The organism is Pedobacter sp. P26 (assembly GCF_050632135.1).
GTDB lineage: Bacteria > Bacteroidota > Bacteroidia > Sphingobacteriales > Sphingobacteriaceae > Pedobacter.
The window spans coordinates 269,347-295,427 of sequence record NZ_CP192574.1 but is presented as its reverse complement, the minus strand read 5'-3'; the positions used below and the strand labels follow the sequence as shown (position 1 = coordinate 295,427).

Below are 26,081 nucleotides of genomic sequence, written 5' to 3'. Positions count from 1 at the left end.
TCAATCTCAAGAAGTCTTCGACTACGCTCAGACTGACGACCGTGGTGCTTAACTTAATGTGCTGGGTTACACATCAACCGACCGACAAAATTCCACTTCAGGACACGATTAGAATTAGACCAGTAAACGCTCTTGGGCACCAACGAAATAATTGAATTACTGTGCGCAAGGCCCATCAGGAATTTCTTTACTGATTTTAAGTACTTTCATCACCACTAAAGTAGAATCAAAATCACTGGAAACTACGCCAGTATCAGATTTCGCAAAATAACCTTCCAGCTCTACATACACCGGCTCGTATGGTTTTTCGAAACCTAAGTTGCTATAAGAAAGCTCTAAGTTTTTTACACTGTCTTTAACCCAATATTCACGCCCATCTTCGCATAAGGTAAAAGATTTAACTTCAGGGCCAAAACTATACAAACCTTTAACAGTTTTCAGATTACTTTTTTCTCCTTCGGCTTTATCGTTCCTATTACAAGCTGTAACGGCTACGCCAAGGAGCACAACGAGTACAATTGCTTGCTTAAATAACTTCATTTTATATAGTTTGATTAATTTGATCTATCTTTTTAACACTTAAATTGGATGACAAAGCAGATGCCAAAAATGAAAAGATGCCTACCGTAACAAAAACTAAAACAAAATCTTTCCATTTTAGTGCAATCGGATAAGAACTTACCAGTGTTTTGTTTACTTCATCGCCCATTTTGATGAAACCGTAGGTGTGTTGAAAATAATAAAATATGAGGCCAATAATCAGGCCAAGCACACAGCCAGACATGGTGATCATCATGCCCTCAAATAAAAATATACGTTTGATTAATTTCTTGCCCGCGCCTAAACTGCTCAGAATGGCAACATCCTTCACCTTATCAATTACTAACATGGTTAACGACCCTATGATATTAAATATAGCAATAATCAGGATAAAAGTAAGAATAATATATACTGCCCATTTTTCGGTATTTAAAATATGGTAGAGTGATTTATTTTGTTCGGCCTGATTTCTGACTTCGTAATCTTTACCAACCTTTTCGATTATTTCCCTTTTAAAATCATCTACGTCGACACCGGGCTGGAGATTGATCTCTATTGCAGACACTTTTTTATCTTCGCCTAAAAGTTCACGGGCAAAATCGAGTGGAACTATGATACCATTATCGAAATCTTGTTGTACTTCAAAAACGCCGCTTACCCGGATGTTCTTCACCACAAAATCGTCGGCAGGATTTAAGGTATTGGCCGCGATATCCTTCTTTGGTGAATAAATTTCCAGCTCTGTAAAGGGATCAACTGTATTGACGGCCAAATAACTTTGTAAAGCAGATCCAATTACTGCGTTATCGCCACTCTTATTGTGCAATATAAAATGGCCTTCCTTAATAGTACTATCTAATTTGCTGTTCTTCAAATAGTCTGAACTTACCCCTTTAACCATTCCAACAGCCTGCTTGTTGTTGTATTTTAGTAAAGCATTTTCTTGCAGCACCTCGGTAAAAGCAGCAATATCTTTATTTTTTCTGAGCTGATTAAAATAGCTTGTATCCGGATTAAATGTTTTGCCCTTAGCCGGTGTAATGGCAATTTGTGGGGTAATGGTATCAAACATATTTAATACCACTGTTTCTAAACCGTTAAATACCGATAGAATAATAATTAAAGCAGCACTGCCAACCATTACACCTACCATAGATATGCCTGATATCAGGTTAATGGCATTGGTTGATTTCTTGGCAAAAAGATACCTTCTGGCAATATAAAACGATGTATTCACGGTGGCAAAGATAGGTAAAAGGTTGAGGGTTTAAAGGTAGAAGGTATAGGGTTCTAAGCCTCTACGCTTAAAAAACTTAAAACAATAATTAATATTAAAAAAACGGATTATGTTGTTTTTCAAAACCAATACTTGTGGCTGGTCCATGGCCAGGATAAACTTTGGTTTCATCAGGTAAGACAAAAAGTTTATCAGAAATGTTTTGAATTAATTGCTGATGGTTGCCACCTGGCAAATCTGTACGACCGATACTGCCGTAAAAAAGCACATCTCCACCAATTAATATATGATCGGCTGCACTGTAAAAACACAGGTGTGCAGGCGAATGTCCGGGGGCAAAAATTAAGGTCAATTTGCTATTGCCAAAAGAAATAGTTCCTGTTTCGAGCAAAAAGGTATCTGGCAAAGGAGATACATCATAACGGGTAAAGCCCATTGATGGTGCATAACCGGGAACGGCATTTAAAACCGGTAACTCACCCTGATGAAACTGTGGTTTTAAGCCATAGGTTTCGAATACAAATTTATTGCCGAAAACATGATCAAGATGACAATGTGTATTGAGTAACAAAACAGGTTTTAAGCCTTCGTGTTTGATAAAAGCGGCCAATTCATTTTGCTCAAAACCCTCGTACATACCCGGATCAATAATGGTACATTCTTTGGTCTCATCGTAAAGCACATAGGTGTTTTCGCTGTAAGCGTTAAAGGTGAAGGTCTTTATTGTAATCATAAGATTTCAGAAAAAATCCTGTTTCCAGAAGCAGGATGACAATAATAAGTTAATTTTTCCACCTAAAGGTAGAAATCAAGGTATCGATATCCTTTTTAATAAATTTAATAACAGGCTCAATAGAATCGTATTGCGGACGTTCATTAAAATATAAAGCCCCCTAAAATAATGTTTAGCGCTATCAGTTAAAAAAAACTGGACAGAGGAAGCCGTATTCCCTTCAATGGCATAGTAAATACCATAAACATGGTGATCAGGATAATTGATAATTTTTTGATCAATCGCCCTAGCTTTTATCGTGTGTTTAAAGGCAAGTTTTCGGGCATCTTCTACCATTTCATCATATTCGCTTTTACCCGAAACATCATAATAAGTTAAATGCAAAAAGCCGTTAAACTGTTTAAAGTGCAGGTTATACCAGTTTTTTTGAGCATCACGACTTTCGTCTTGCTCCATTACAGCATAGGTAGGATATTTGAACGAAAAGGGAACTGGTTTGGTAAATGTGATGTAGTCTTTTTTAGGAAATACAATCCTGAAATAAGCTTTTGGCTTCGGACTATAATCATGGTTCTGACAAGCTGTTACGAACAAAAGCAGCACAAATGGAACACAGATCAGTTGTTTTAGTTTCATAGCATTTTATCGAAGATTGTTTCCCCGAAAAGTCGGGCAGGCTGTCGTTCCTGCTGCAAAAACGGCAAGTTAAATTATTTATTCCAGATTGCCCAGGCTTTTTCTGCTTGTTTGTACAGCATTTCCAAACCGTTTTTAATTGCCGCACCACGTTCGGCAGCTTTAGCCAAAAATACGGTCTCCAGCGGATTGTACACTAAATCGTAAGCTAAATACCCGGGGCCAACTAAACTGTAATCAATTTCAGGAAAGGTATCTACATTTGGCGACATCCCTAAGGGCGTAGTATTGATCAATAAATGGTGTGAGGCCAAAATCTCTGGTGTAATCTCCGAATACAGAATAGCACCAGGAGCAACTGTTCGCACCACCACCTGATATTGAATATTTAACTTTTCTAAAACATATTTTACTGCCTTAGCCGCACCCCCATCGCCAAAAACAAGTGCTTTTGTGTGTTGCGGTTTTAACAATGGCTTTAGCGATTCTTCAAAGCCATACGCATCGGTATTATAACCTTTTAAATAGGTTGCGCCTTCAAAGGTTTTGATTGAAATACAATTTACGGCACCAATTTTTTCTGCAGCTTCATCTACTTCATTTAAATAGCAAAGCACACTAACTTTATGTGGAATAGTTACATTAAGGCCACATAGTGATGGGTTTTCACTCAGCAGATCTGGCAGCGATTTAATATCGGCAATAGGAAAAAGCTCATATTGATGATCGGTTATGCCCTCATTTTGAAATTTTTCTGTGAAATATTTTTTTGAGAAAGAGTGAGAAAGTGGGTACCCGATTAAGCCGTATGTTTTCATATTGATATAACAAGCAAACCTTACAGGCTTTTGAAAACTGTAAGGTTTATTTAACGATGTGCCTCGTAATGACGAATTTTGTCTTTATTTTACCTGGTTCAGGAAATAGTCGAAAGTATCTCCGCGTAGTCCTAAACGAATGGTTTCTAAAGGAATTACCTCTGCCGGGGCAATATTACCAAGATTTACATTGCTACCGATTAATTTAATAAACCAAACCTGCTGTTCTTTTTGAGGGGCTTCCCAAATAATGGTTTCTTCAGGAATCTGCGTTAAAATTTCATCAACCAATCCTTCCCTCACTTCGCCACTACCACGGTAAATACCAACATTACCGCCTTCGCGCGCTTCGGCAATTACTTTCCACGAACCTGCCTCAATTTCAGCCTGCATTAATTTAATCCACTTATATGGCGCAAATATTTTAGCGGCATCTTTACTGCCAACTTCAGAAATCACAGTGACCTGTTTAGACAATTCGCGGATAAACTCACATTTTTTATCGTGCTCAATTTCGATAGAACCATCAGAAACCTCTGCGTATTCCATTCCATACTGGTCTAAAACACGTTGATAATCTGAAAACTGGTTACGGATAATAAAGGCTTCAAATAAGGTTCCTCCGAAATAGGTTGGAATGCCCGCACTTTTATATAAAGCTAATTTTTCTTTAAGGTTTGGGGTTACGTGTGAGGTAGCCCAGCCTAATTTTACGATATCTGTATGTACACCGGCAACTTCAATAAAATCTTCTACCTGGCGCAGGCTCAATCCCTTATCCATAACCATTGTTAAGCCTTTTTGGCGTGGTTTAGCTGGACGTTCGGGAACGTTTAATAATGGATAATTCATATAGCTACAAAAGTGAAAAAAATTTTGAGATTTATTTGTTAAATTTTTCTCACAAGGTCGTTACCTTATATACCGGTTTATAACGTTCAAAATGGCACTATTATCCTGCAATTGCGGTAAATATTCAAACAAAATATAGTGTTTGTCGGGGTCAGTTGTTAAAGCCGTTTCCAGGTATCCCAATGCATCGCTATAATTAGCCATGGCAAAAAGATAGGCCACCATTCGGTAATAAAGTTCAGCAGCTTCAGGATTGTTCTTAATTGCTTCTGCCATTGTTTCTGATGCTTCAAGCAATTTTCCCTGCTCATAAAGCACTGTACTAAAATCTAACCAGGCTTCAATATCCAAGGGATTAAACTCCAATACTTTTTCGTAAGCTTCAATCGATTCATCAATCTGGCCTAATTTATAATAAGCATCGGCCATGGCAAACCAAAAATCAGGATTCTCGGCCTCTAAATCTATTGCTTTTTTATAAAAATGCAGCGATTCGAAATAACGTTCTTCAAAATTCAGTGTAACACCGATCCCAAACCAGGCATCTGCCATTTTAGGATCCATTTTTACTGATTTTTTATAATAGGAACGGGCTTCGTCCATTTTTTCCAGCTTTTCGTAACATTCACCAATGGCACAATAAGTATCGGCATTAGGCTGTTCGTATTCGAAAGTCTGTTTATAAACATCTATTGCCTCATCGTATTTATCCAGTTGTACAAGTGCATTTCCTTTGTTAAAATAAGCCGAACTGAAGTCTTCTTTGATCAGTATTGCGTAATCATAAGCGTCAATAGCTTTTTCGAAAAGGTTCAATTTGTGGAAACTATTCCCCAAATTGTACCATGCTGCATAAGAATATGGATCAGTATCGATATATTGCTGATAAAACTTAATACTTTCTTCTTGCTTATCTAATACATCATAACAGAAAGCTAACTCGTATAGACCATCCTGATTCTCCATATTCTGCTCTAAACTCAGCTTAATATAGGTAATGGCATTTTCATAATCGCTCATGCTCTGGTACACATAAGCCATCTGCAATAAAATCTCATCCGTACTTTCGGCCAGTCCCAAAGCTTTTTCATAATTTTCCAAAGCCTCGTCAAAACGTTCAGTATTTTGAAAAATATTACCGCGAAGTAAATAAATATCCGGTTCAGACGGCTCTAAAAGCTCAGCCTTTTGCAAAGAAATAAAAGCCTTTTCGTTGTTGTTGGTTAAGATATAAAGGTGTGCCTGTTTGATTAAAAAGACTGTTGCATAGGGGTGTTGACTGATTGCAAAATCAACTACCTGCAAAGCTTTGACCGGATCATTTTTCTCAATGTAAAAATCTACAATGTATTCAAAAGCGCCTGCATCGAAAAAATACTGATCCTGATTGCGGAGCATCTCTTCGTAACGTTCTACCGAGCGTTGTGCATCTTCGTTGGATTCAAAAAAGAATTCTTCTTCCATATATTATACTATTAAAGAACCGTGCCAATTAGCAGAAAAACACATTATAAGTTTACCAATTTTAATTATTCGTTTTTAAAATAATTATTAACATCAACAGCTAAAAACAGCGTAAACAGCTGACTATAAAGCTTATTAACTGTGACTAAGATGTGTGGATAATCGATAGATTTTTTGCAACATCGCGGTTCCTTTTCCCTTCTTTTACAAAAATACTATAAATTTATGGTATATACGTAATTAAGAAGTCATGAAAGGATTAGTCATTTTTGCCCTGTTTTTACTATGTTTTATTACAAATGGCTTCGCACAAAGCGATGAAGAAAGTGCGGTTAAAAAAACCATAAATAACCTTTTTAAGGGTATGAAAGATGGAGACAGCACTTTAACCAGAAGTGCCTTTGCACCAGAAGCAATAATGCAAACCATCACTAACAAAGAAGCAAAAGTAAGTATACGTTCGGAATCCGTTAACAACTTTATCAAATTTACCGGCACTCCACACCAGGAAAAATACGATGAGCGTATTGTGTTTACCAAAATATTAATCGACGGTCCTTTGGCTTCTGTTTGGACAGACTATAAATTTTATCTGGGCGAAAAATTTAGCCAGTGTGGGGTTAATTCCTTTCAGCTGGTAAAAGGAGATAAGGGCTGGCAGATTGTTTATATTATTGATACGAGGAGAAAGGATAACTGCAACTAGTGATTTTTATGGGTAAGTTATTATTATTGTTTTTGGAAAGCAAGGCCCGTAGCTTGATTATTGTTAGTCGGGTTTACATTATAGTCCCGATTTTCAATCGTGAGCTGCCATTCCAATCCCGTTTATAAACAACTGTTCATGCTACTATTTGAGGTTGCACAGGCTAAAATGTACCACTCGCCGTTTATAAACCTGATAGAACGGAAAGCCCGCAGTGAGGAACGAGTGAGGACTTGGAGGGATAGCAGGGCTATCAACTGCTATAGGCAGAACTGTTCATTTCCAAAATCTCTAAAACAAATTATTAGAGTGCCGTCGCCCTGATCTGTATCATAAATATATAATTGTCATCCTGAGGGTTAATTAATTGTTTAAAATCAATATGAGTCATAGCTTTTTTACTCAGAATTTTAGACTACAAGAGATCGTCATTCCCAACTCGATTGGGAATCGTAATGCAAGCGCTTTAAGATTCCCGCATGCGCGAGAATGACGACCACACTAGTGGATTCTATCAATGGTAGCCTGTCGAAGGACCTGTTTAAATACTCTCTAAAGCGTTTCGACAGGCTCAAAGTGACAAGTTCGAAATGGAATCACAAATATGAATACCGCCTCATGACTATAGTGTTATTTAAAAGGCTAAAAATAATCGTTTTGGAATAGCATTAATCAAACTTCATTATTGCATAGAGAAAGAGCCGGCGATGTTTCCATGCCAGCTCTTTTCTTCAAATGAGATTTTGCTATTATTCTTTTCCCTAAATCAGCTGCGCCTTTTTTAAATAATTCGGCCTGCTTGCCCAGCTTTGTTTTAGCCTCTCCGCTTACTGCGGCTGCTTGTTGTGTTTTGGCTTGAGCAGCTGCAGTATAAGCACCAGCCAATTGCTTGTTTAAATAGGGTTGTAACTTTAATCTTTCAATGGCGTTACTAATGTTCGTTATACCTTGCTCAGTAACTGCAGGGTTAGTGTTGGCTCTCAGATACTGAAAATACTGACCAACTACGCCAAAAACTTTATTCCTATCACCGGTAAGCATAATGTTATCGTAAAATGCCTGATAATCATCCTTTGGTTCGTTGATGTACAAGGATGCGATTGAAGGCGCAATATGCGCTCTTGTATCTTCATCTAACGATGCGATGGCTGAAATAGTTTCCTGCGGTGCCAGTTTGGCCAGGCCATCAACACCAGCAGCAATTACCTTGTACGATCTATCTTTTAAACTTTCTAACACTAAAGTTTTATAAGCCTGATCGCCGGTTGCGGCTAGTTTCACAATTGCAGCTGATCTTGCTTCGGTATTTTTATCTGTTTTGGCAATCTGAAGTAAAACCGGCAAAGCTGCTGCTTTAATCTGAGCATCTTCTAAATTAATGCCATCTATACTTAATGCACGTAAATCTGCCGATTTATCCTTTAAACCTTCTAACAACACCAGTTGACCGCTGTTGGCCTTGCTCTGCATAATAAATTGTAAGGCTTCAATTCTATTGGCATAACTTGGGGCATTTTTGTATTGGAAATAATAGTTTTCTGCGGTTTTATTGTCATTGGTTTCGCCAACTAAAATTTTATCTACATCAAAATCGATTAAATCTGGTTTTGCACTCACGTCAAAACTAAAATTCTGCTCACGACTATTAATCAGAATTTCTTTCCTGATTTTTTTACCACCTGCATAAATATCAATTTTTATAGGCAACGTAAAGGTCTGCACACTCGAATCCTGTGTTTGTTTAACTTTAATTGTTGCCTTGCCGTTTTCATAACCATAATCTATACTTAAAACCGGGTGACCACCATTGTAATACCATTGATTAAAATAAGGACTCCAATCTTTTCCGGTAACATCTTCCATTGCCAAACGTAATTGGTGTGTTTCGCCGTTTTTAAAGGCATTGGTAGTAAGGTAAAGGTTAAGCGATTTGTAGAAAGCAGCATCACCCATCTGGTTTTTTAAGGCATACAAAATAATAGATCCTTTGGCATAGCTGATATTATCAAACATATCTTCCTTATCATTATAATAGAAGCGGGCCAAAACCGGACTTTCACCTTTTTTAGTCGAACCAAGGTAAGATTGCAGTTTTTCGTAACGCGATTTATCTTCAGCATCCTGACCTGCATCATGCCCATGCCAGATTACCTCGCCAAAGGTGGCAAAAGATTCGTTCATGGTTAAGTTAGACCACGATTCGGCCGTTACGTAATCGCCAAACCACTGGTGAAAAAGCTCGTGTGCAATGGTTCCTTCTTCATTTTCATCCAATAACTCTCTATCGGTTTTTTGTACCTGTTCGCCGTGCAACGTAGCGGTCGTATTTTCCATTGCACCCGAAACATAATCTCTGGCCACCACCTGTGCGTATTTGTTCCATGGATAATCCACACCTAACAAATTGCTGTAAAACCGGATCATATCAGGTGTTTTACCAAAAATCTGTTTGGCATAAGGCGCGTATTTAGGCTCCAGGTAATAACTCACTTCCTTGCCTTTATAAATATCTTTTGTGATTTTGAATTCACCCACAGCCATCATAAACAAATACGGAGAGTGGGGCAAATCCATTTTCCATGTATCAGTTCGGGTTCCATCTGCATTGGCTTTCTGGCTCAACAATTTTCCGTTAGAAAGCGTTGTATATTTCGATTTTACGGTTATTGAAATCTCTTCGGTAGTTTTCTGATCAGGCTTATCGATAGTGGGAAACCATGCGGAAGATGATTCTGTTTCACCCTGTGTCCAGATCTGTGTTGGCTTATTTTTATCGGTGCCATCCGGGTTGATAAAATATAAACCTTTAGCGTCGGTTATGGCCGCACTCCCCTTTACCTTCAGTTCATCAGGTTTAGCAGTATAAGCAATATAGACCGTATACTTCTCAGCATTAGTGTACTTTTTATTTAGGGTGATGTATAGCTTATTGTCTTTATAAACATATTTAAGCGGGGTATTTCCTTTTGCACCAACCAATGCAATGGTTTTAATATCCATTCCCTGCGCATCAAGGGTTAAAGAGTCTGTAGCATAAAAATGAGGCTTTAAAGTAACCCATTCTTTACCATATAGGTATCGCTTTGCATAATCAAAAGATACATCGAGTTTGGTATGTACCAGATCGTTAACTTTGGTTGCAGTTACACGGTAAATATTTAAGTTACTCGATTTTTCTGCAGGCTGTTCCTGTGCAAAAAGTGGATTAGCTGTAAAAGCTGAAACCAACATTATGCCACAGGCAATAATTTTTTTATTCATTTTTTAAGATTTTATAAGTCAGTTAACTTTAAAGCAAGATATTAAAGATTGTGATAAAGTAAAGACCCAAATGTAGCCTCCTTTCTGTTAATTTTTTGTTTTTTTGTGTAAATCGTTAGATATATGACTACAGATATTCAATCCATTTTAAATAAATTGGGCGTTAAAGCGAGCAACGCAGCCTACAGTACAGGCAGCCACTGGGGAGGCGAATCGAATACCGATACACTAGAAAGTTTTTCTCCTGTTGATGGTAAACTGATTGCTTCGGCAAAAGTTGCAGGCAAAGCAGACTATGATGCGGTTGTTGTAAAGGCACAAGCAGCTTTTGCAGATTGGCGTACGGTTCCTGCTCCAAAAAGAGGCGAAATTATTCGCCAATTTGGCGATGCTCTACGTGAGCATAAAGACGCCTTGGGTACTTTGGTTTCTTACGAAATGGGAAAAAGTTTACAGGAAGGATTTGGTGAGGTGCAGGAAATGATTGATATCTGCGATTTTGCAGTAGGTTTATCGAGGCAGCTTTATGGTTTAACCATGCACAGTGAACGCCCGAACCACCGGATGTACGAACAATGGCATCCATTGGGAATTGTTGGAATTATTTCTGCCTTTAATTTTCCGGTAGCGGTTTGGAGCTGGAATGCGGCTTTGGCTTTGGTTTGTGGGAATGTTTGCATCTGGAAACCATCAGAAAAAACACCTTTAACTGCCATTGCCTGTCAGCATATTATTGCAAAGGTTTTTAAAGATAATAATATCGCCGAAGGCGTTTGTAATCTCGTTTTAGGCGACAGGGAAGTTGGCAAACTCATGACAAATGACGGCCGCATCCCTTTAATTTCTGCCACCGGATCGACACGCATGGGCAAGGCAGTTGGAGCTGCCGTTGGGGCACGGTTAGGAAAAAGCTTGTTAGAGCTTGGCGGTAATAATGCCATTATTATTTCAGAACATGCTGATTTAGACATGAGTTTAATTGGTGCTGTATTTGGTGCGGTTGGTACCGCAGGCCAGCGTTGCACTTCTACAAGAAGATTAATTATACACGAAAGTGTATATGATGCTTTTACTGCGAAACTGGTTAAAGCTTACGGACAATTGCGTATTGGCGATCCTTTAGATCAAAATAACCATGTAGGTCCACTAATTGATACCGATGCAGTTGCAGCCTACTTAGATTCTATAGCTAAATGTAAGGCCGAAGGCGGTACGTTTTTAGTAGAGGGTGGCGTTTTATCTGGCGATGACTACACGAGTGGATGTTACGTAAAGCCCTGCATTGCAGAGGTTCAGAATGATTTCAAGATTGTTCAACACGAAACATTTGCGCCAATTTTATACCTGATTAAGTACAAAACATTAGAGGAGGCCATTGCTTTGCAAAACGCTGTTCCTCAAGGATTATCATCAGCCATTATGACCTTGAATTTAAGAGAGGCAGAGCAGTTCTTATCGGCCAAAGGATCTGACTGTGGTATCGCAAATGTAAATATTGGTACTTCAGGCGCAGAAATTGGCGGTGCTTTTGGTGGCGAGAAAGAAACAGGTGGTGGAAGGGAAAGCGGTTCTGATGCCTGGAGAGCTTATATGCGCCGGCAAACCAATACCATTAATTATTCGAATACACTGCCTTTAGCACAGGGGATAAAATTTGATTTGTAAAAAAAATTCGTCATTGCGAGGAGGAACGACGGAGCAATCTATATTTGTTATAACCAGGAGTGTCCGAAACCTTCGCTGACAAAAAAGGCGCTGAACTTAAATTCAGCGCCTTTGTGGTAAAATATATGATGGAGTTAGAATAGTTTTTCTAATAAAGAAACCTGTATGTCATCATAACGGGATTTGCTGTTTGCCAAAAGCGATTTTCCTGTTAATCTGATACTACTTTCCAGCGCATTAAAACCAGCCATGTTTATTTTGGATGCTACCCCCATTACAGCCTGGTGTAAATCGGTAGTTCCTTCTAATTTTAAGGATGCACCATCTTTAATATTGGTTGATAAATTAACGGTGTTGGCTTTAATATCTGCCGATGCCTCATCATTTAAAACAATGTTTAGGTTTAACAGGTTGAAATTTCCGGCAGTACTTACACTTGCAGTATTTGAAGCTTCTATAGCAGTTAAGTTATTTACACGCACAATTACGGTTAAGGCATTTTTATCAAAAGAGCTAATTCTAAGTTCTGCTCCCTGCTGTTGTACCAGGGCATTTTTGGTATAATATTGATCATAAACCTCAACACTTTCTTTTGCATCCTGAACAAGGATCAGTTTCACGTTTCCCGAAACTAAAATTTTGCTGATGTTTCTAACATTTGTTAATGCAGTGTAGCTGGAATTATTTTCTGTTGCGTTTGCTACAATTGTTGCGCTGCTTAAAGTAACCATTACTAATGCTGCTGCGAATAAATTTTTAATAGAAGTTTTCATGACCTTAATATTTTATGTTTATAAATCTTTATTTTAAATCCCTAATTATTAGGTGGTTTTGTAATTAAGACTGCGTTCTGGCGAAAACGTTTCAGCCAGTTATGAGCTATTATACCATGCACTTGTATTTATAGACGAACGCCGAATTAACCTATACGAAATCCAGCATATTTTTTGAAACATCGACAAACAAAAAAGACCGGATTAATTAAAAACCGGCCATTTGTTAGAAAGTGATTAGCTTAAGGCTTTTTAATGAGCAGATTACTCTTTGTCTCACTCCAAAAATAATCCTTACTATTATCTTCGTAACAAGTGCTTTGTAAAGAGGTAACTATCATGGTGTATTGGTATCCGTTAATATTCTTGGAAACAGTCAACAGCTTTGACGGATAGAGATACACATGCTTTTAGCCCATTGTCCTTAACTCTCCTTTTTGGCAGGCTTTTACCGCCTGATTATATAAGTCATTTTCACGCTAAGCCTTTAATTCCATTTTTATAATTATAACTATTTTAGCTGATCAATAGTATGGAAATGGGTAGTACACTTTATAAACACATTAATAAATTTATAGATCTGAGCAACGATGAACAGGAAATTCTTGCACCGTTTCTCAAATCTTTTTCCGTTAAAAAGAAAGCTTTTTTATTAGCGGAAGGGCAAACCTGCAGGGCAAATTATTTTGTGGTAAAAGGCTGCTTAAGGCTTTATTTCATTGATATAAAGGGCGCTGAACAGACCACTCAATTTGCCATAGAAAACTGGTGGATTACCGATTTGACGAGCTTTCTTTTTCAGGAGCAATCTGAATTTTATATCCAGGCGGCAGAAACAACTGAAGTGATTGCTATCGAAAATCATCATTATGATGAAATGTTTCATAAACTGCCTAAACTGGAACGGTATTTTAGATTGATCCTTCAAAAAAACCACCAGGCATCGCAAAGAAGGATAAAATTTCTCTATAGCCAGACAGCTGAAGAAAGATATCGCCATTTTAATCGTTTATTTCCCGAATTTGTACAACGTGTGCCACAATACATGCTGGCTTCTTACCTTGGCTTTACTCCAGAATTTTTAAGTAAAATCAGGGCGAAGAAATAATCGTTTGTTAACCGCAAAGGAATTAGCAGAGAAGAAACGCGGGGCACACAGCGTTGGGCTTATTGATTTTCGTCCTTTCGACTGGAGCGAAGCGGAATGGAGAAATCTGTAAGCTCTGTTGTTAAATGAATTATCCATCGATTTCTCCACTGCGGTCAAAATGACGAATCGCATACATTTTATCGAGTAACATTAAATGTCAAAATAACAGGACTTTTAACCCTACTTAGCACACTTTGCGAAAGTCTTTGTGCCTTGCATTAGAAAATTCATTTCTTAAACTACATTAAGTTTTTTCAAGACCGGGATTCGGAACTTTACATCGTAATCAAAAAACAAATAAAATGGAAAGTAGAATTGATATTCCAAAAGTAGAACCTGCAGCTTATCAGGCCATGTATGGTTTAGAAAAATATTTATCAACCAGCAAATTAGATCCAATTCTTTTAGAATTGATCAAAATGCGCGCATCGCAAATTAACGGCTGTGCATTTTGCTTAAACATGCACGCAACTGATGCCCGTAAAATAGGCGAAACCCAGCAACGTTTGTATTTATTAAATGCCTGGAGAGAAACAACCTTGTTTACGGCAAAAGAAGAAGCTGTTTTGGCTTTAACAGAAGAAGTAACCTTAATTAGCCACCATGTTTCTGATGCAACTTATCAAAAAGCAGCAAGTTTTTTTAACGAGCAGGAATTAGCACAGCTAATTATGGCTATAGTTACCATTAATGCCTGGAACAGACTGGCCATTACCGCCAAAGTGATGGTTGGATAATCAGATTCCTCTTTCAGTTTATCACAAAGACACGATAGCACCTGGTTAATGTTTAAAATCACCTGGTAATTTGTGTCTTTGTGGTTTAATGTTGTCCGGTAAAAGAATAAATTATAGCACCCTTAACAACAATCCCTTTAAGTATTCCCCTTCCGGGAAAGAAATCCGAACCGGATGGTCTTCTGGTTGGCAGAATTGTTTAATAATCTGTACTTCCTTGCCTGCATCAAGCGCTGCCCAGGCAATAATTTGTTTAAATGTTTCAATATCAACTGCCCCTGAACAAGAGAAAGTAGCCAAAAGACCACCTTTTTCCAGTAACAGCATACCTAAACGGTTTAAATCTTTATAAGCCCTGGCTGCACGATCTAACGCTGAACGCGAAGGTGCGTATTTAGGTGGATCAAGCACAATCACATCAAACAGTTCGCCCGATTCTTTAAAAGCCCTGAGTTGTTTATTTACATCCGACTGGATAGCTGTAACTTTATCAGCATCGAATTTATTTAAGGCTATGTTTTGCTTTAAGGTTTCTACAGCCAGTCCTGAACTATCAACACTGGTAACACTTGCTGCACCATTAGCCAAACTGTTGAGGCTAAAACCACCGCTATAGCTAAAGCAATCCAAAACTTTTTTATCTTTTGTATAACCGGCTAAAATACTTCTGTTATCCCGCTGATCGCAATAAAAGCCTGATTTCTGTCCTTCAGCAATATTGATATTATAAATAATTCCATTTTCTTTTACCTCTAAAAATTCTGGTGGATTTTCGCCCCAAAGCAATCCGTTTTCAATAGGTAAACCTTCGTGAGTACGTGCGGTGGCATCACTTTTATCGAATATGCCTTTCGATTTTAATTCTGCCTTTAGTAATTCTACAATCTCTGTTTTAACCTTTTCAATTCCGGAACTTAAAATCTGCAACGACAGGAAATCGGCATATTTGTCGACAATTAAGCCAGGCAGAAAATCGGCTTCACTAAAAACTAAACGACAGGTATTGGTCTGTTCGCTTAAAATAAAATGACGCGAAGCAATGGCTTGTTTTAACCGGTTCTGGTACCAATTGTGATCAATGGTTTGTGTTTCGTCCCATTCTAACAAGCGAACAGCAACACGCGAATTGCTATTGAAATATCCATAGGCGAGAAATTCATGATCGAAAGCAAAAACTTTTACGACATCACCATCTTCAGGTTTTCCCTTAACTTTTTCTAATGCTCCGGAAAATACCCATGGATGTCTTTGTAATGCCGCTTTTTCTTTACCCTTTTTTAATATGATTTCTACCATGCTGCAAAGGTAATAATTAGTTTGGAGAATAGCGTTTGGCGCTTAGCGATAAGCGTTTCATACGATGCGCATAATCAGAACATCTGTTAAATCGGAGTGCTTATTCGAACGTAGCATTAAACGCTAACCACCACACGCTTAGCGCCAGGCACTCAACGCCTTGCGCCATACGCTAACCGATTGGCATTCAGCGCTTCTTCACCAGTTCCGTATCCAAAACCTTGGTTTCGAACTCGGTAACAGGCCTTTTAGCTTCGATCATCGAAATCAATAATTCGGTGGCCACCTGTCCCATTTCGAATGCAGGCTGTTTAACTGAGGTTAAGGATGGCGAAAACAATTCGACAAGATTGGAATTGGTAAAACCTGCAATCGCAATTTTATGTGCCACTTCAGGATTGGTTTTCTTCAGGGCCATAATGCAACCTGTGGTTAAGCGGTCGCTCGAGATAAAAATCCCATCGGGTTTAAGCGGCAAAAGTTCTTTCACCGCTTCTTCCAGTTCCGCGCTGTGCATACCACCATGCTGGCAATATTTTACCAGTTCGGGCTTAAATTCGATATGATATTTAACCAAAGCCGCTTTATAACCTGCTAACCTTTCTTTCGTTATTGAAAGGTTTTCTGAATTCGTCAAATGGGCAATGGTTCTTTTTCCTGATAAAATAAGATGTTCTGTGGCATCAAAAGAGCCCTTAAAGTTATTGGCAATTACTTTATGGGTTTCAAAATCTTCCGGTACGCGATCAAAAAATACAATGGGTAAACCCTTAGCGTATAAATGCCTTAAGTAACCGATATCCTGTGTTTCTGAAGAAAGTGCAATTAATAAACCATCAATGGAACGCGATGCCAGGTGTTCAACGTTTAGTTTTTCCTGTTTGTACGATTCGTGGCTTTGAGAAATAATTACATGATAATCTTTATCATAAGCAATTGATTCAATGCCATTTATCACCTGAGAAAAAAGTTGTTGGCAATTTCACTAACAATAATTCCGATAGAATAACTACGGCGCTCTTTTAAACTTCTGGCAATCGGATTGGCACGATAATTTACCTTTTCGGCATAGGCTAAAACCAGCTTTTTAGTTTCCTCACTAATTTCGTAACGGTCTCTTAAAGCCCGGGAAACCGTAGATGTAGAGAGTCCTAATGCTTTAGCAATATCTTTTATGGTAGATGTTTCAAATCTCATGTTCGTATTGCGTACAAGTTACAAAAAATATCTCTTAAGGTGGATTTAGTCACCAACATTAATAAACGTTAGGTTGACGTTTTTGGGAACGTTTGCACACTTTTTTAGTTAAATCTGGTTTCAATTGCTTTTTAGTTTGTAAAATTGTTAAGTAAAAGTAACCAAATATAAACAAACTATAACGCTCCGAAATAGAATTATATTCTACATGCAAGCGATTGCATCATCTTAAATAACCAAATCTTATCTACTAAATTAATAATTATGAGCAGAGTCTTACTCTTATTTACATTTCTCTCTTTTATCGGATTATCATTGGCTCAGGCACAAAACAGGCAGCTTACCGGAACGGTGAAAGATAAAAAAGACGGACAGGTCCTGGTTGGTGTAAGTGTTGCACTAGCAGGCACAAAAAATGGAACCAGTACTGATGCTAACGGCACTTTCAAGATCAGCATCCCTGCAAATGGTGCGGTTTTAACTTTTACCTATATTGGTTATAAAACCAAAAATGTTACGGTAACAAACGAAACAAAACTATCAGTTGCTTTGGATGAGGATGCCAACAATCTTGAAGAAGTAACCGTTAATGTTGGATACGGCACCGTACGTAAAAAAGACTTAACCGGCGCTGTTGGTTCTGTAGGCGCTGATGTGATTGCTGCGGCTCCGGTATCTTCTGCACTAGAGGCCATTCAGGGACGGGTAGCCGGGATTAATATTTCATCGTCAGAAGGTTCGCCGGATGCACAGATTAACGTAAGGGTTAGGGGAGGCGGTTCCATCACCGGCGATAACTCGCCACTTTATATTGTTGATGGGTTCCCGGTAACTTCAATAGCTGATATTGCTCCGCAGGATATCGAATCAATCGATGTACTAAAAGACGCCTCATCAACGGCCATTTATGGAGCGAGGGGTGCTAACGGGGTAATACTTGTTACAACCAAAAACAGTAAAGATGGAAAAACGAATATCGCTTATAATGTTTTTGGTGGCACCAGAAAACTAGCGAAGAAACTGGGTGTGTTATCGGCATCTGATTATGTGCACTGGCAATACGAGAGATCACTTCTAGATGGTACACCAACTGATTACACTCAATATTTTGGGAATTATCAAGATATAGACCTGTTCGATAATATCGCGGAAAATGACTGGCAAGATCTGGTTTTTGGTCGTACAGGAACAACCTTTAATCAAAATCTAAGCATTACCGGCGGAAGCGATAAAACAAAATACAGCTTAAGTCACAGTTTTGTAACTGATAAGGCCATTATGCAAATGTCTGATTTTAAAAGACAGAACATTAATTTCAAATTAAACCACAAATTATACGACGCCTTAACTTTAGATTTTGGGTTCCGCTATTCCGATACCAAAACCAATGGCGGCGGGGCTAACGAGCAAAATGAAAAATCATCAGCCGATTCGCGTTTGAAATATGCGATTCTATATCCATCATTCCCTGTACCGGGCTTAACAGCATCAACAGATACCAATGATGAATTTAACCTCTATAATCCACTGGTGGCCATTTCGGATAATGATCAGTATGTTCACCGAAAAACCTACAATATAAATGGCGCAGCAACTTACGAAATCATTGATAATCTAAGATTGCGTTCAGAGGTTGGTTATGATGGCCTCCGCAGTGATCAGGATCGCTTTTACGGCCTTACTACTTATTACGTAAAAAACCTGGCCGATGCGCCTAATTTCCCAGTACTTACTTCTACCAATGCCAATAGGAACAGCTTTAGAAACACCAATACACTTAATTACAGCTTTAATAAAATCCTTGGCAAAAACCACAATCTTAATGTTTTATTGGGTCAGGAATTTATCAAAACAGAACAGAATATTTTAACCAATGAAGTTCGTGGTTTCCCGAAAACCTTCACTTTCGACCAAACACGGGTATTGACTACACAAGGTAAAGCTGCTATTATAGATAATAACTTTTCTCCGGATGATAAATTATTCTCGTTTTTTGGCAGGGCCAATTACGATTATCAAGGCAAATATTTGTTAAGCGCAACCTTCAGGGCCGATGGTTCTTCTAAATTTTCGCCGGAAAATCATTGGGGTTATTTTCCCTCAGTTTCTGGTGCGTGGAGAATTTCACAGGAAAAATTTATGCAGGGAACAAAATCATGGTTATCCGATTTGAAATTAAGAGCCAGTTATGGTGCGGCAGGTAATAACAACATCCCTCCCGGGCAAATCACCCAGTCTTTCCAGAATTCTAATACCAACTTTACAAATGGTTTCAGTAATTACTGGGCAGCTTCCAAAACAATGGCTAATCCCGATTTGAAATGGGAAACAAACGTAACCAGAAACATTGGGTTGGATTTTGCTTTATTCGATTCGAAAGTAACCGGTACCATTGATGCCTACTTGAATAAAACTAAAAATTTACTGATTTTATTCCCACTGGGAGGTACCGGATACGATAACCAATACCGCAATTTGGGCCAGACCCAAAATAAGGGTTTAGAATTTTCGGTAAACTGGAGTGCAATCAAAGAGAAAAACTTCGATTTAACCGTAAACGCCAATATCAGTTTCAACAGAAACAAAGTGCTTTCGTTAGGTTCGGTTAAAAATATAAATGGTACTTCAGGCTGGGCATCAACAGAAATTGGTGTAGATTACTTGGTAGAAGAAGGTGCCTCAATTGGTCGTATTTATGGCTACAAAAGTGCCGGCAGATACGAAGTATCTGATTTTACTGGCTACAACGCCACAAGCGGCAAATGGATATTAAAGCCAGGAGTAGTTGACGCTACTTCATTTGTAGGCACAGTACGCCCGGGCACAATGAAAATTCAAGATCTTTCAGGAGACGGAAAGATCGATTTATCCGACCGGTCTATTATCGGCAATACCAACCCATTAAACACTGGTGGTTTCTCACTTAATTCGAGAATTTACAATTTTGATCTTGGTGCATATTTTAACTGGAGCTATGGAAACGATGTGTACAATGCCAATAAAATTGAATATACCTCAACCAGTAAATACGCTTCAAGAAATCTGATTTCAGTTATGGAAAGCGGACAACGCTGGACAAATTTAAGGGCAGACGGAACAATTAGTAACGACCCAGCTGAATTAACAGCCATGAATGCAAACACCACTTTATGGTCGCCATATACCAAAACTTTTGTGCTAAGCGACTGGGCGGTAGAAGATGGTTCGTTTTTAAGGTTATCGACCCTGACCCTTGGATATACCCTTCCTGAAAAAATATCACGCAAATTAAAAATGAAAAAATTAAGGTTTTATGCTTCTGCTTATAACGTGTGGCTATGGACTAATTATACGGGCTTTGACCCAGAGGTTTCGACCAGACGGAATACGCCGCTTACACCAGGAGTTGATTACTCTGCATATCCAAGAAGCAAATCTTACCTATTCGGGCTAAATGTTAATTTTTAGAAGATCTTTTAATTTTACGAAAATGAAAAAAATTATATATACGCTGTTCATCATTACCGGAATAACACTTGTTAGCAGCTGTAAAAAAACATTGGATGCACCGGCTAAATCTACGCTTGATGAGTCTGTTATTTTTTCGACACCAAGTTTGGCGGAAGGTGCCATAGCAGGTGTGCTGCAATCTTTTGGCGAAACCAACTCCTACAGGGGACGTTTTTTAGTGTATTATGGGCTTAACAACGATACAGAAGTATACAATACCTTAAAATCGGTTGATGATGACAAAGCAAAATTATCTAATTACAACTGTAGTGTGAACAATGGCCAAATGAACACCACAGATAATGCATGGGCTAAGTTTTACGAAGGCATTGAAAGGGCTAACCTGGCCATAAGAGGAATAAGAACGTACGGCAATATACAAAGTAACCCCGTAATGGCACAGATCCTTGGCGAAATTTTAACCTTAAGGGCTGTTCTATACAACGATCTTATCAAAGGCTGGGGAGATGTGCCGGCACGTTTTGAACCCATTACCTCTGCAACATCTTATTTGCCAAGAAATGACAGAGATGTAATTTATAAACAATTGTTAGCCGACTTAAATGAGGCTGCAGGTTACCTGCCGTGGCCTGGTGAGAATAACATAACAGCTAAAGTAGAACGCGTAAGCAAAGCTTTTGCAAAAGGCTTAAGGGCACGCTTGGCACTTGCAGCCGGTGGTTATGCACAGCGCCTTGACGGAACAGTAAGGTTAAGTTCTGATCCGGAATTATCGCACGATAAAATGTATGCCATTGCCAAAAAAGAATGCCTGGAAATTATTGCAAGTGGTAAATTAAGATTGCTTGGATTTGAAGAGGTGTTCAGAAAACTGAACGAGGAAACCGGTGCCGCCGGCTTAGAATCCATGTGGGAAATTCCATTTAGCGATGGCAGAGGCCGTGTGATTTTTGATTTAGGGGTAAAACATCTAAAAACAGACCAGTATACCGGCCAGAATAAAGGCGGAACAGATGGACCTAATCCGATTATGCTGTACGAATATGAAAATGAAGATGTACGAAGGGATGTAACCGTAGTTCCATACGAATGGGATGGCGGCGACGGCACAAAAGGCGCAGCTCAGGTACCATCGGCACTTGGCCGTTTATACTTTGGGAAATACCGTTACGAATGGATGAAAAGAAGGGTAACTTCTACCAATGATGATGGATTAAACTGGATGTATATGCGTTATGCAGATGTCGTGTTAATGGCTGCTGAAGCAGTTAACGATATTGATGGCCCGGCAGCAGCTGCACCATATTTAAAAATGATCCGTGACCGCGCTTTCCCAACTGCACCAACAAAAGTTACCGCTTTTATGGCCACAGCAACTGCCTCTAAAAATACATTTTTTGATGCAGTAGTAAATGAAAGAGCTTTAGAATTTACAGGAGAAATGCTAAGGAAAAGTGACCTGATCCGCTGGAATTTACTGGGCACGAAACTGGCTGAAGCCAAAACTAAATTACAGCAGCTAGAAAGCAGACAAGGAAAATATGCGGCTTTGCCTGCTAAAATTTATTACAGAACAGCTGCAAATGGCGAAACGGTAGAGATTTATGGATTGAAATTTGGGGATACCGATGCCCAGGGTGTTGCTTTAGGCTATACTTCAAACAAAGCATGGACCATGGTTACAACAGGCGAAACGGTTTCTTACTGGAATGCCCTTTATACAAAAGAACCAAATCAACAGCAATATTGGCCGATATGGCAGGTATTTTTGGATTTATCTAACGGATTGTTAAACAATAAGCCATTAAACTTATAAACTCAAGGTTATGAAAAAGATTAATAGATATACATACACCTTCTTACTCATGGCGACAGTTTGTTTATCGGCATGCAAAAAAGACAATCTGGAAGAAATTACCACACTTAACGTAGACAGGGTATTTTCCAGCCCTGGCTTAACCGCAACAATAGTTAATAAAACCGGTGTTAAATTAACATGGAACGCCGTACCCAATGCCACTTCTTATACCATCGAGGTATACGATAATGCCGACTTTACCGGCACCCCGGTAAAATCAATTGCCAGCATTACTGCAGCTCAATTACCCTATACCGTAACCGGATTAATAGGCGATACGCAATATTCAATTAGGGTAAAAGGTGTTGCACAGGGAGTTGCAGATTCCAAATGGGTTAGCACTTCTGCAAAAACAGAATCCGAACAGATTTTCCAAACGGTAAACCAGGCCAAAATAACGGCTACTTCTGTTGTATTAAACTGGACACCTGGCGAAACAGCAACTTCAGTTACCGTAACACCTGGAAATATTACGCATACCATTACCGCTGCAGAAATTGCAGCCGGAGAAGCAACCATAACAGGCTTAACCGGAGAAACGGATTACACGGCAAAATTGCTGGCCGGAACAAAGGTTAGAGGAACAGCAGCTTTTACCACACTTTATAATTTTACAGGCGCAACATTAGTAAGTCCATCAGATAACCTGGCAACTCTGATTACAAATGCTGCTGCAGGCACCGTTTTCGGTCTTGCTCCCGGCACTTATACCGTTAATGCAGATGTTATTGCCTCAAAATCAATTACCATAAGGGGAACAAGACCAACTGACAGGCCAATTATTAACGGGATGGTTCTTAGATTAAAGGCTAATGCAGGTTTAACCATTAAAGATGTGGTATTGGATGGTACCGGATCCTTAAACGGAAATCAAACCTTTATCTACGATGAAGCATCTGATAATGTTTATGGCCATTTTCTGCTTGAAAATTCAGTTGTAAAAAACTATACTAAAGGTCTTTTTTATGTAAATTTAAAAACACTTATCGAATCGGTAACTTTTAAAGGAAATGTAATCAGTAACATAGAATGTAGTGGTGGAGATTTTATCGATTTTAGATCAGGCTTAGCCAAAACATTAAATTTCACTAACAATACGGTATATGCATCTGTTTTGGCCAGAGACTTTTTTAGAATGGACCCAGCAGGTTCCACAAATTTTCAGGCCATTACTTCAGTAATTACCGTTGCCACCAATACACTTAACGGGATTTGTAATGGCGCGGGAAACAGGTTATTTTACGTTCGGTTGGCTAAACACGAAATTTACTTTTCAAAAAATATTGTGGCAAACTCTGGCGGCATTTTAACAAATCAGGTATTAACCACAATTGTTGGCGCTAATTTTACCGCAAATAATTATTTCAATGCTCCAACTTTTATTTCAGGCAGTGTAACCGTTGGTGCCAAATACGATACCGGAACATTTACCACATTAAATCCGGGCTTTACTGCTGCCGCAACTGGCAATTTTACCGTTAGCCAGTCAGATTTAAAAACGAATGGAGTCGGCGATCCCAGGTGGAGAAACTAATTTTATAATTGATAAGGGCAGGTTTTAATCTGCCCTTTTTTAATGAACTTTATGCTGTAGATTTAATCGAAAAGAATGACAAGAATATCTAAGCTGAAATTTATTGCAATACTTATTTTGGTTATCGCTCCCTTTCTTTATCTCCACGCTCAAGATCCTAAATATCCTTCAGAAATAACCGTTGCACAGGATGGCAGCGGAAATTACAAAACCATTCAGGAGGCTGTAAATTCGGTAAGGGATTTAGGCGAGAAAGAAGTTAAGATTTATATTAAAAAGGGTACTTATAAAGAAAAATTGACTATTCCATCCTGGAAAATCAGGATTTGGATTATAGGAGAAGATGTAGAAAATACCATCATTACCTTCAATGATTATTCGGGCAAACTTAATCCAGCAGGTGATGACCAGTTTGGCAATAGGAAATTCAGCACTTATACCTCTTTTACCGTATTGGTTCAAGGCAATGATATCCACCTGGAAAATTTAACCATTATCAATTCTGCCGGCCGCGTTGGCCGGGCTGTTGCGCTGCATGTAGAAGGTGATCGATTCATAGCAAAAAACTGCAGGTTTTTGGGCAATCAGGATACGCTTTATGCCGCTATTGAAAATAGTCGTCAATATTATCAAAACTGTTATATCGAGGGCACAACCGATTTTATTTTCGGCAAGGCAACGGTAGTCTTTCAAAATTGTACCATCAAAAGTTTAAGCGATTCTTATGTTACCGCAGCTTCAACCTCCGCGCAACAGAAATTCGGATTTGTTTTTCTAAATTGTAAGCTCATTGCAGATACTGCTGTAACGAAAGCTTATTTAGGCAGGCCATGGCGGCCGTATGCAAAAACGGTATTCTTAAACTGTGAAATTGGAAAACACATTTTACCTGAAGGCTGGAATGCCTGGAAAGGCGATAAGATGTTCCCAGATAAGGAATTAACCGCGTTTTATGCTGAATATAAAAGTAAAGGTGCTGGGGCATTGACCAGAACAAGATTAGCCTGGACGAAACAGCTCACTAATAAAGAGGCTAAAAATTATACTTTAAAAAATATACTGAGCGGAATGGATCAATGGAACCCACTCACAAATTAATTAAAATGAAAACCAATTTCCTTAAGATTTTTGCGGCAGGAGCCTTAGCTGTTTTATTCTCTTTTACTTTTATTCAAATGAAAACAAAGCTGTACATCATCGGCGATTCTACCGCAGCCAATAAAGAAGAAAAAGCTTATCCGGAAACCGGTTGGGGCATGGCTTTACAATCATACTTTAAAACCGATGTAACGGTTGATAACCGGGCTTTAAATGGAAGAAGTACCAAATCATTCAGGGCCGAAAAACGTTGGGACCCAATTTTTAGCACAGTTAAATCCAGGTGATTATGTTTTTATAGAGTTTGGACATAATGATGAAAAAGTTGATAAGCCAACAGTTGGTGTTTCATTGGCCGATTTTAAGATCAATCTGGTGAATTATGTAAAAGAAACCCGGAGCAAAAAAGCATTTCCGGTTTTACTCACGCCAATCTCCCGCAGAAGTTTCAAAAATGGTGTTTTAATCGATTCGCATGGCGACTATCCAAGGGTTACCCGTCAGGTGGCCGATTCGCTAAATGTACCCTTAATTGATATGCTGGCTAAAACAGAAAGTTTATTGACCCGTTTGGGGGATGAGCCTTCAATTAAATTATTCAACCATGTTGATTCGGGAAATGTAAATTATCCAAAAGGCAAAAAAGACGATACACATTTAAGTCCCGAGGGCGCTAAACAGGTTGCAGGATTGGTTGTAAAAGGGATTAAGGAGTTGAAGTTGAGTTTAGCGAAGAGTTTGAAGTAAAAAATATAGTTGTCATCCTGAACGCCAGTGAAGGATCTTTTAGTTAAGCGTATTGCCCCTTAGTTAATATCTTCTTAAAAATAAGTTGATCTGTGTTCTGCCTTTCGTTTGGAGATTCTTCACTGCGCTACCATTGATGTTATTCTATAAACTAATATTAATCAGCGCTTTAACCGATTTCGTATTTCCATCCAGCTAGGCCATAGCACGGTACCCCGTTCTACTTAAATCCGGCCTAACAAATTTTTCGGGCTGCACTGTTCTAGCCACACAACTGGCTTCAAAAGAAAAATTTTCAGCCGGCATTTTTTGTTTCTTTTTGATGCCAA

Annotated in this window: 22 protein-coding genes; 10 read left to right on the top strand and 12 right to left on the bottom strand. The window is 38.7% G+C overall.

The annotated features are described in order from the left end of the window. Positions 1–156 precede the first annotated feature (156 nt). The 7 genes from ACQ86H_RS01410 to ACQ86H_RS01380 all read right to left on the bottom strand — a co-directional run bounded on the left by ACQ86H_RS01410 (position 157) and on the right by ACQ86H_RS01380 (position 6,280). Positions 157–540, bottom strand: a complete 384-nt coding sequence (locus ACQ86H_RS01410; RefSeq protein ID WP_138818997.1) for a hypothetical protein — start codon at positions 538–540, stop codon at positions 157–159. Position 541: 1 nt separating this feature from the next. Next, positions 542–1,777: an ABC transporter permease gene (locus ACQ86H_RS01405; protein WP_431293617.1), complete on the bottom strand. Its 1,236-nt coding sequence runs from the start codon at positions 1,775–1,777 to the stop codon at positions 542–544. Positions 1,778–1,871: 94 nt separating this feature from the next. Then, positions 1,872–2,510: an MBL fold metallo-hydrolase gene (locus ACQ86H_RS01400; protein ID WP_431293616.1), complete on the bottom strand. Its 639-nt coding sequence runs from the start codon at positions 2,508–2,510 to the stop codon at positions 1,872–1,874. 75 nt (positions 2,511–2,585) lie between these two features. Continuing rightward, entirely contained in the window at positions 2,586–3,146 is a 561-nt protein-coding gene (locus ACQ86H_RS01395; RefSeq protein ID WP_431293615.1) for a gliding motility lipoprotein GldD, read from the bottom strand. Positions 3,147–3,220: 74 nt separating this feature from the next. Continuing rightward, positions 3,221–3,964 (bottom strand): shikimate dehydrogenase family protein, encoded by a 744-nt coding sequence (locus ACQ86H_RS01390; protein ID WP_431293614.1) that lies wholly within the window; start codon positions 3,962–3,964, stop codon positions 3,221–3,223. 84 nt (positions 3,965–4,048) lie between these two features. Next, on the bottom strand, positions 4,049–4,816 hold the full coding sequence (locus tag ACQ86H_RS01385; protein ID WP_029276919.1) for a phosphosulfolactate synthase: 768 nt from the start codon (positions 4,814–4,816) through the stop codon (positions 4,049–4,051). 60 nt (positions 4,817–4,876) lie between these two features. After that, positions 4,877–6,280 (bottom strand): tetratricopeptide repeat protein, encoded by a 1,404-nt coding sequence (locus ACQ86H_RS01380; RefSeq protein ID WP_431293613.1) that lies wholly within the window; start codon positions 6,278–6,280, stop codon positions 4,877–4,879. Between the two features lie 250 nt (positions 6,281–6,530). Between ACQ86H_RS01380 and ACQ86H_RS01375 the strand changes: the two genes are divergently transcribed. Further along, positions 6,531–6,986, top strand: a complete 456-nt coding sequence (locus tag ACQ86H_RS01375) for a nuclear transport factor 2 family protein (protein ID WP_138819003.1) — start codon at positions 6,531–6,533, stop codon at positions 6,984–6,986. 672 nt (positions 6,987–7,658) lie between these two features. Here ACQ86H_RS01375 and ACQ86H_RS01370 read toward each other — a convergent pair. Further along, positions 7,659–10,247, bottom strand: a complete 2,589-nt coding sequence (locus tag ACQ86H_RS01370; RefSeq protein ID WP_431293612.1) for a M1 family aminopeptidase — start codon at positions 10,245–10,247, stop codon at positions 7,659–7,661. 123 nt (positions 10,248–10,370) lie between these two features. Here ACQ86H_RS01370 and amaB point away from each other — a divergent pair, with 123 nt between their 5' ends. Beyond that, entirely contained in the window at positions 10,371–11,912 is a 1,542-nt protein-coding gene (gene amaB / locus ACQ86H_RS01365; RefSeq protein WP_431293611.1) for an L-piperidine-6-carboxylate dehydrogenase, read from the top strand. Between the two features lie 134 nt (positions 11,913–12,046). On the opposite strand, the gene ACQ86H_RS01360 is transcribed toward amaB, so the two are convergent. Continuing rightward, positions 12,047–12,685, bottom strand: coding sequence for a GIN domain-containing protein (locus tag ACQ86H_RS01360; protein WP_431293610.1), 639 nt, complete (start codon positions 12,683–12,685; stop codon positions 12,047–12,049). Between the two features lie 538 nt (positions 12,686–13,223). On the opposite strand from ACQ86H_RS01360, the gene ACQ86H_RS01355 reads away from it, so the two are divergent. Beyond that, on the top strand, positions 13,224–13,793 hold the full coding sequence (locus ACQ86H_RS01355; protein ID WP_138819007.1) for a Crp/Fnr family transcriptional regulator: 570 nt from the start codon (positions 13,224–13,226) through the stop codon (positions 13,791–13,793). 344 nt (positions 13,794–14,137) lie between these two features. Continuing rightward, positions 14,138–14,572: a carboxymuconolactone decarboxylase family protein gene (locus ACQ86H_RS01350; protein WP_138819008.1), complete on the top strand. Its 435-nt coding sequence runs from the start codon at positions 14,138–14,140 to the stop codon at positions 14,570–14,572. A gap of 111 nt (positions 14,573–14,683) precedes the next feature. On the opposite strand, the gene ACQ86H_RS01345 is transcribed toward ACQ86H_RS01350, so the two are convergent. The 3 genes from ACQ86H_RS01345 to ACQ86H_RS01335 all read right to left on the bottom strand — a co-directional run bounded on the left by ACQ86H_RS01345 (position 14,684) and on the right by ACQ86H_RS01335 (position 17,065). Beyond that, positions 14,684–15,868: a class I SAM-dependent rRNA methyltransferase gene (locus tag ACQ86H_RS01345; protein WP_431293609.1), complete on the bottom strand. Its 1,185-nt coding sequence runs from the start codon at positions 15,866–15,868 to the stop codon at positions 14,684–14,686. A 187-nt stretch (positions 15,869–16,055) separates the two neighbouring features. Next, the gene (locus ACQ86H_RS01340; RefSeq protein WP_431293608.1) at positions 16,056–16,826 is read right to left on the bottom strand and encodes a substrate-binding domain-containing protein; all 771 of its coding nucleotides are present in this window, start codon (positions 16,824–16,826) and stop codon (positions 16,056–16,058) included. After that, entirely contained in the window at positions 16,823–17,065 is a 243-nt protein-coding gene (locus ACQ86H_RS01335) for a LacI family DNA-binding transcriptional regulator (RefSeq protein ID WP_431293607.1), read from the bottom strand. Before ACQ86H_RS01335 ends, ACQ86H_RS01340 begins: the two co-directional genes overlap by 4 nt. A 264-nt stretch (positions 17,066–17,329) precedes the next feature. Between ACQ86H_RS01335 and ACQ86H_RS01330 the strand changes: the two genes are divergently transcribed. From ACQ86H_RS01330 to ACQ86H_RS01305, 6 genes are all read left to right on the top strand, one after another. Next, complete coding sequence (locus tag ACQ86H_RS01330; RefSeq protein WP_138819011.1) at positions 17,330–20,512, top strand: SusC/RagA family TonB-linked outer membrane protein; 3,183 nt, start codon at positions 17,330–17,332, stop codon at positions 20,510–20,512. Positions 20,513–20,534: 22 nt separating this feature from the next. Beyond that, the gene (locus ACQ86H_RS01325; RefSeq protein ID WP_431293606.1) at positions 20,535–22,331 is read left to right on the top strand and encodes a RagB/SusD family nutrient uptake outer membrane protein; all 1,797 of its coding nucleotides are present in this window, start codon (positions 20,535–20,537) and stop codon (positions 22,329–22,331) included. A 10-nt stretch (positions 22,332–22,341) separates the two neighbouring features. Beyond that, positions 22,342–23,907 carry a DUF4957 domain-containing protein gene (locus tag ACQ86H_RS01320; protein WP_431293605.1) on the top strand — a complete coding sequence of 522 codons (1,566 nt, stop codon included), beginning with the start codon at positions 22,342–22,344 and terminating at the stop codon, positions 23,905–23,907. A 75-nt stretch (positions 23,908–23,982) separates the two neighbouring features. After that, entirely contained in the window at positions 23,983–25,005 is a 1,023-nt protein-coding gene (locus ACQ86H_RS01315; RefSeq protein ID WP_431293604.1) for a pectinesterase family protein, read from the top strand. 5 nt (positions 25,006–25,010) lie between these two features. Further along, complete coding sequence (locus ACQ86H_RS01310) at positions 25,011–25,292, top strand: hypothetical protein (protein WP_431293603.1); 282 nt, start codon at positions 25,011–25,013, stop codon at positions 25,290–25,292. Continuing rightward, complete coding sequence (locus tag ACQ86H_RS01305) at positions 25,219–25,752, top strand: GDSL-type esterase/lipase family protein (RefSeq protein WP_431293602.1); 534 nt, start codon at positions 25,219–25,221, stop codon at positions 25,750–25,752. The genes ACQ86H_RS01310 and ACQ86H_RS01305 overlap by 74 nt, the downstream gene beginning before the upstream one ends. Positions 25,753–26,081 lie beyond the last annotated feature (329 nt).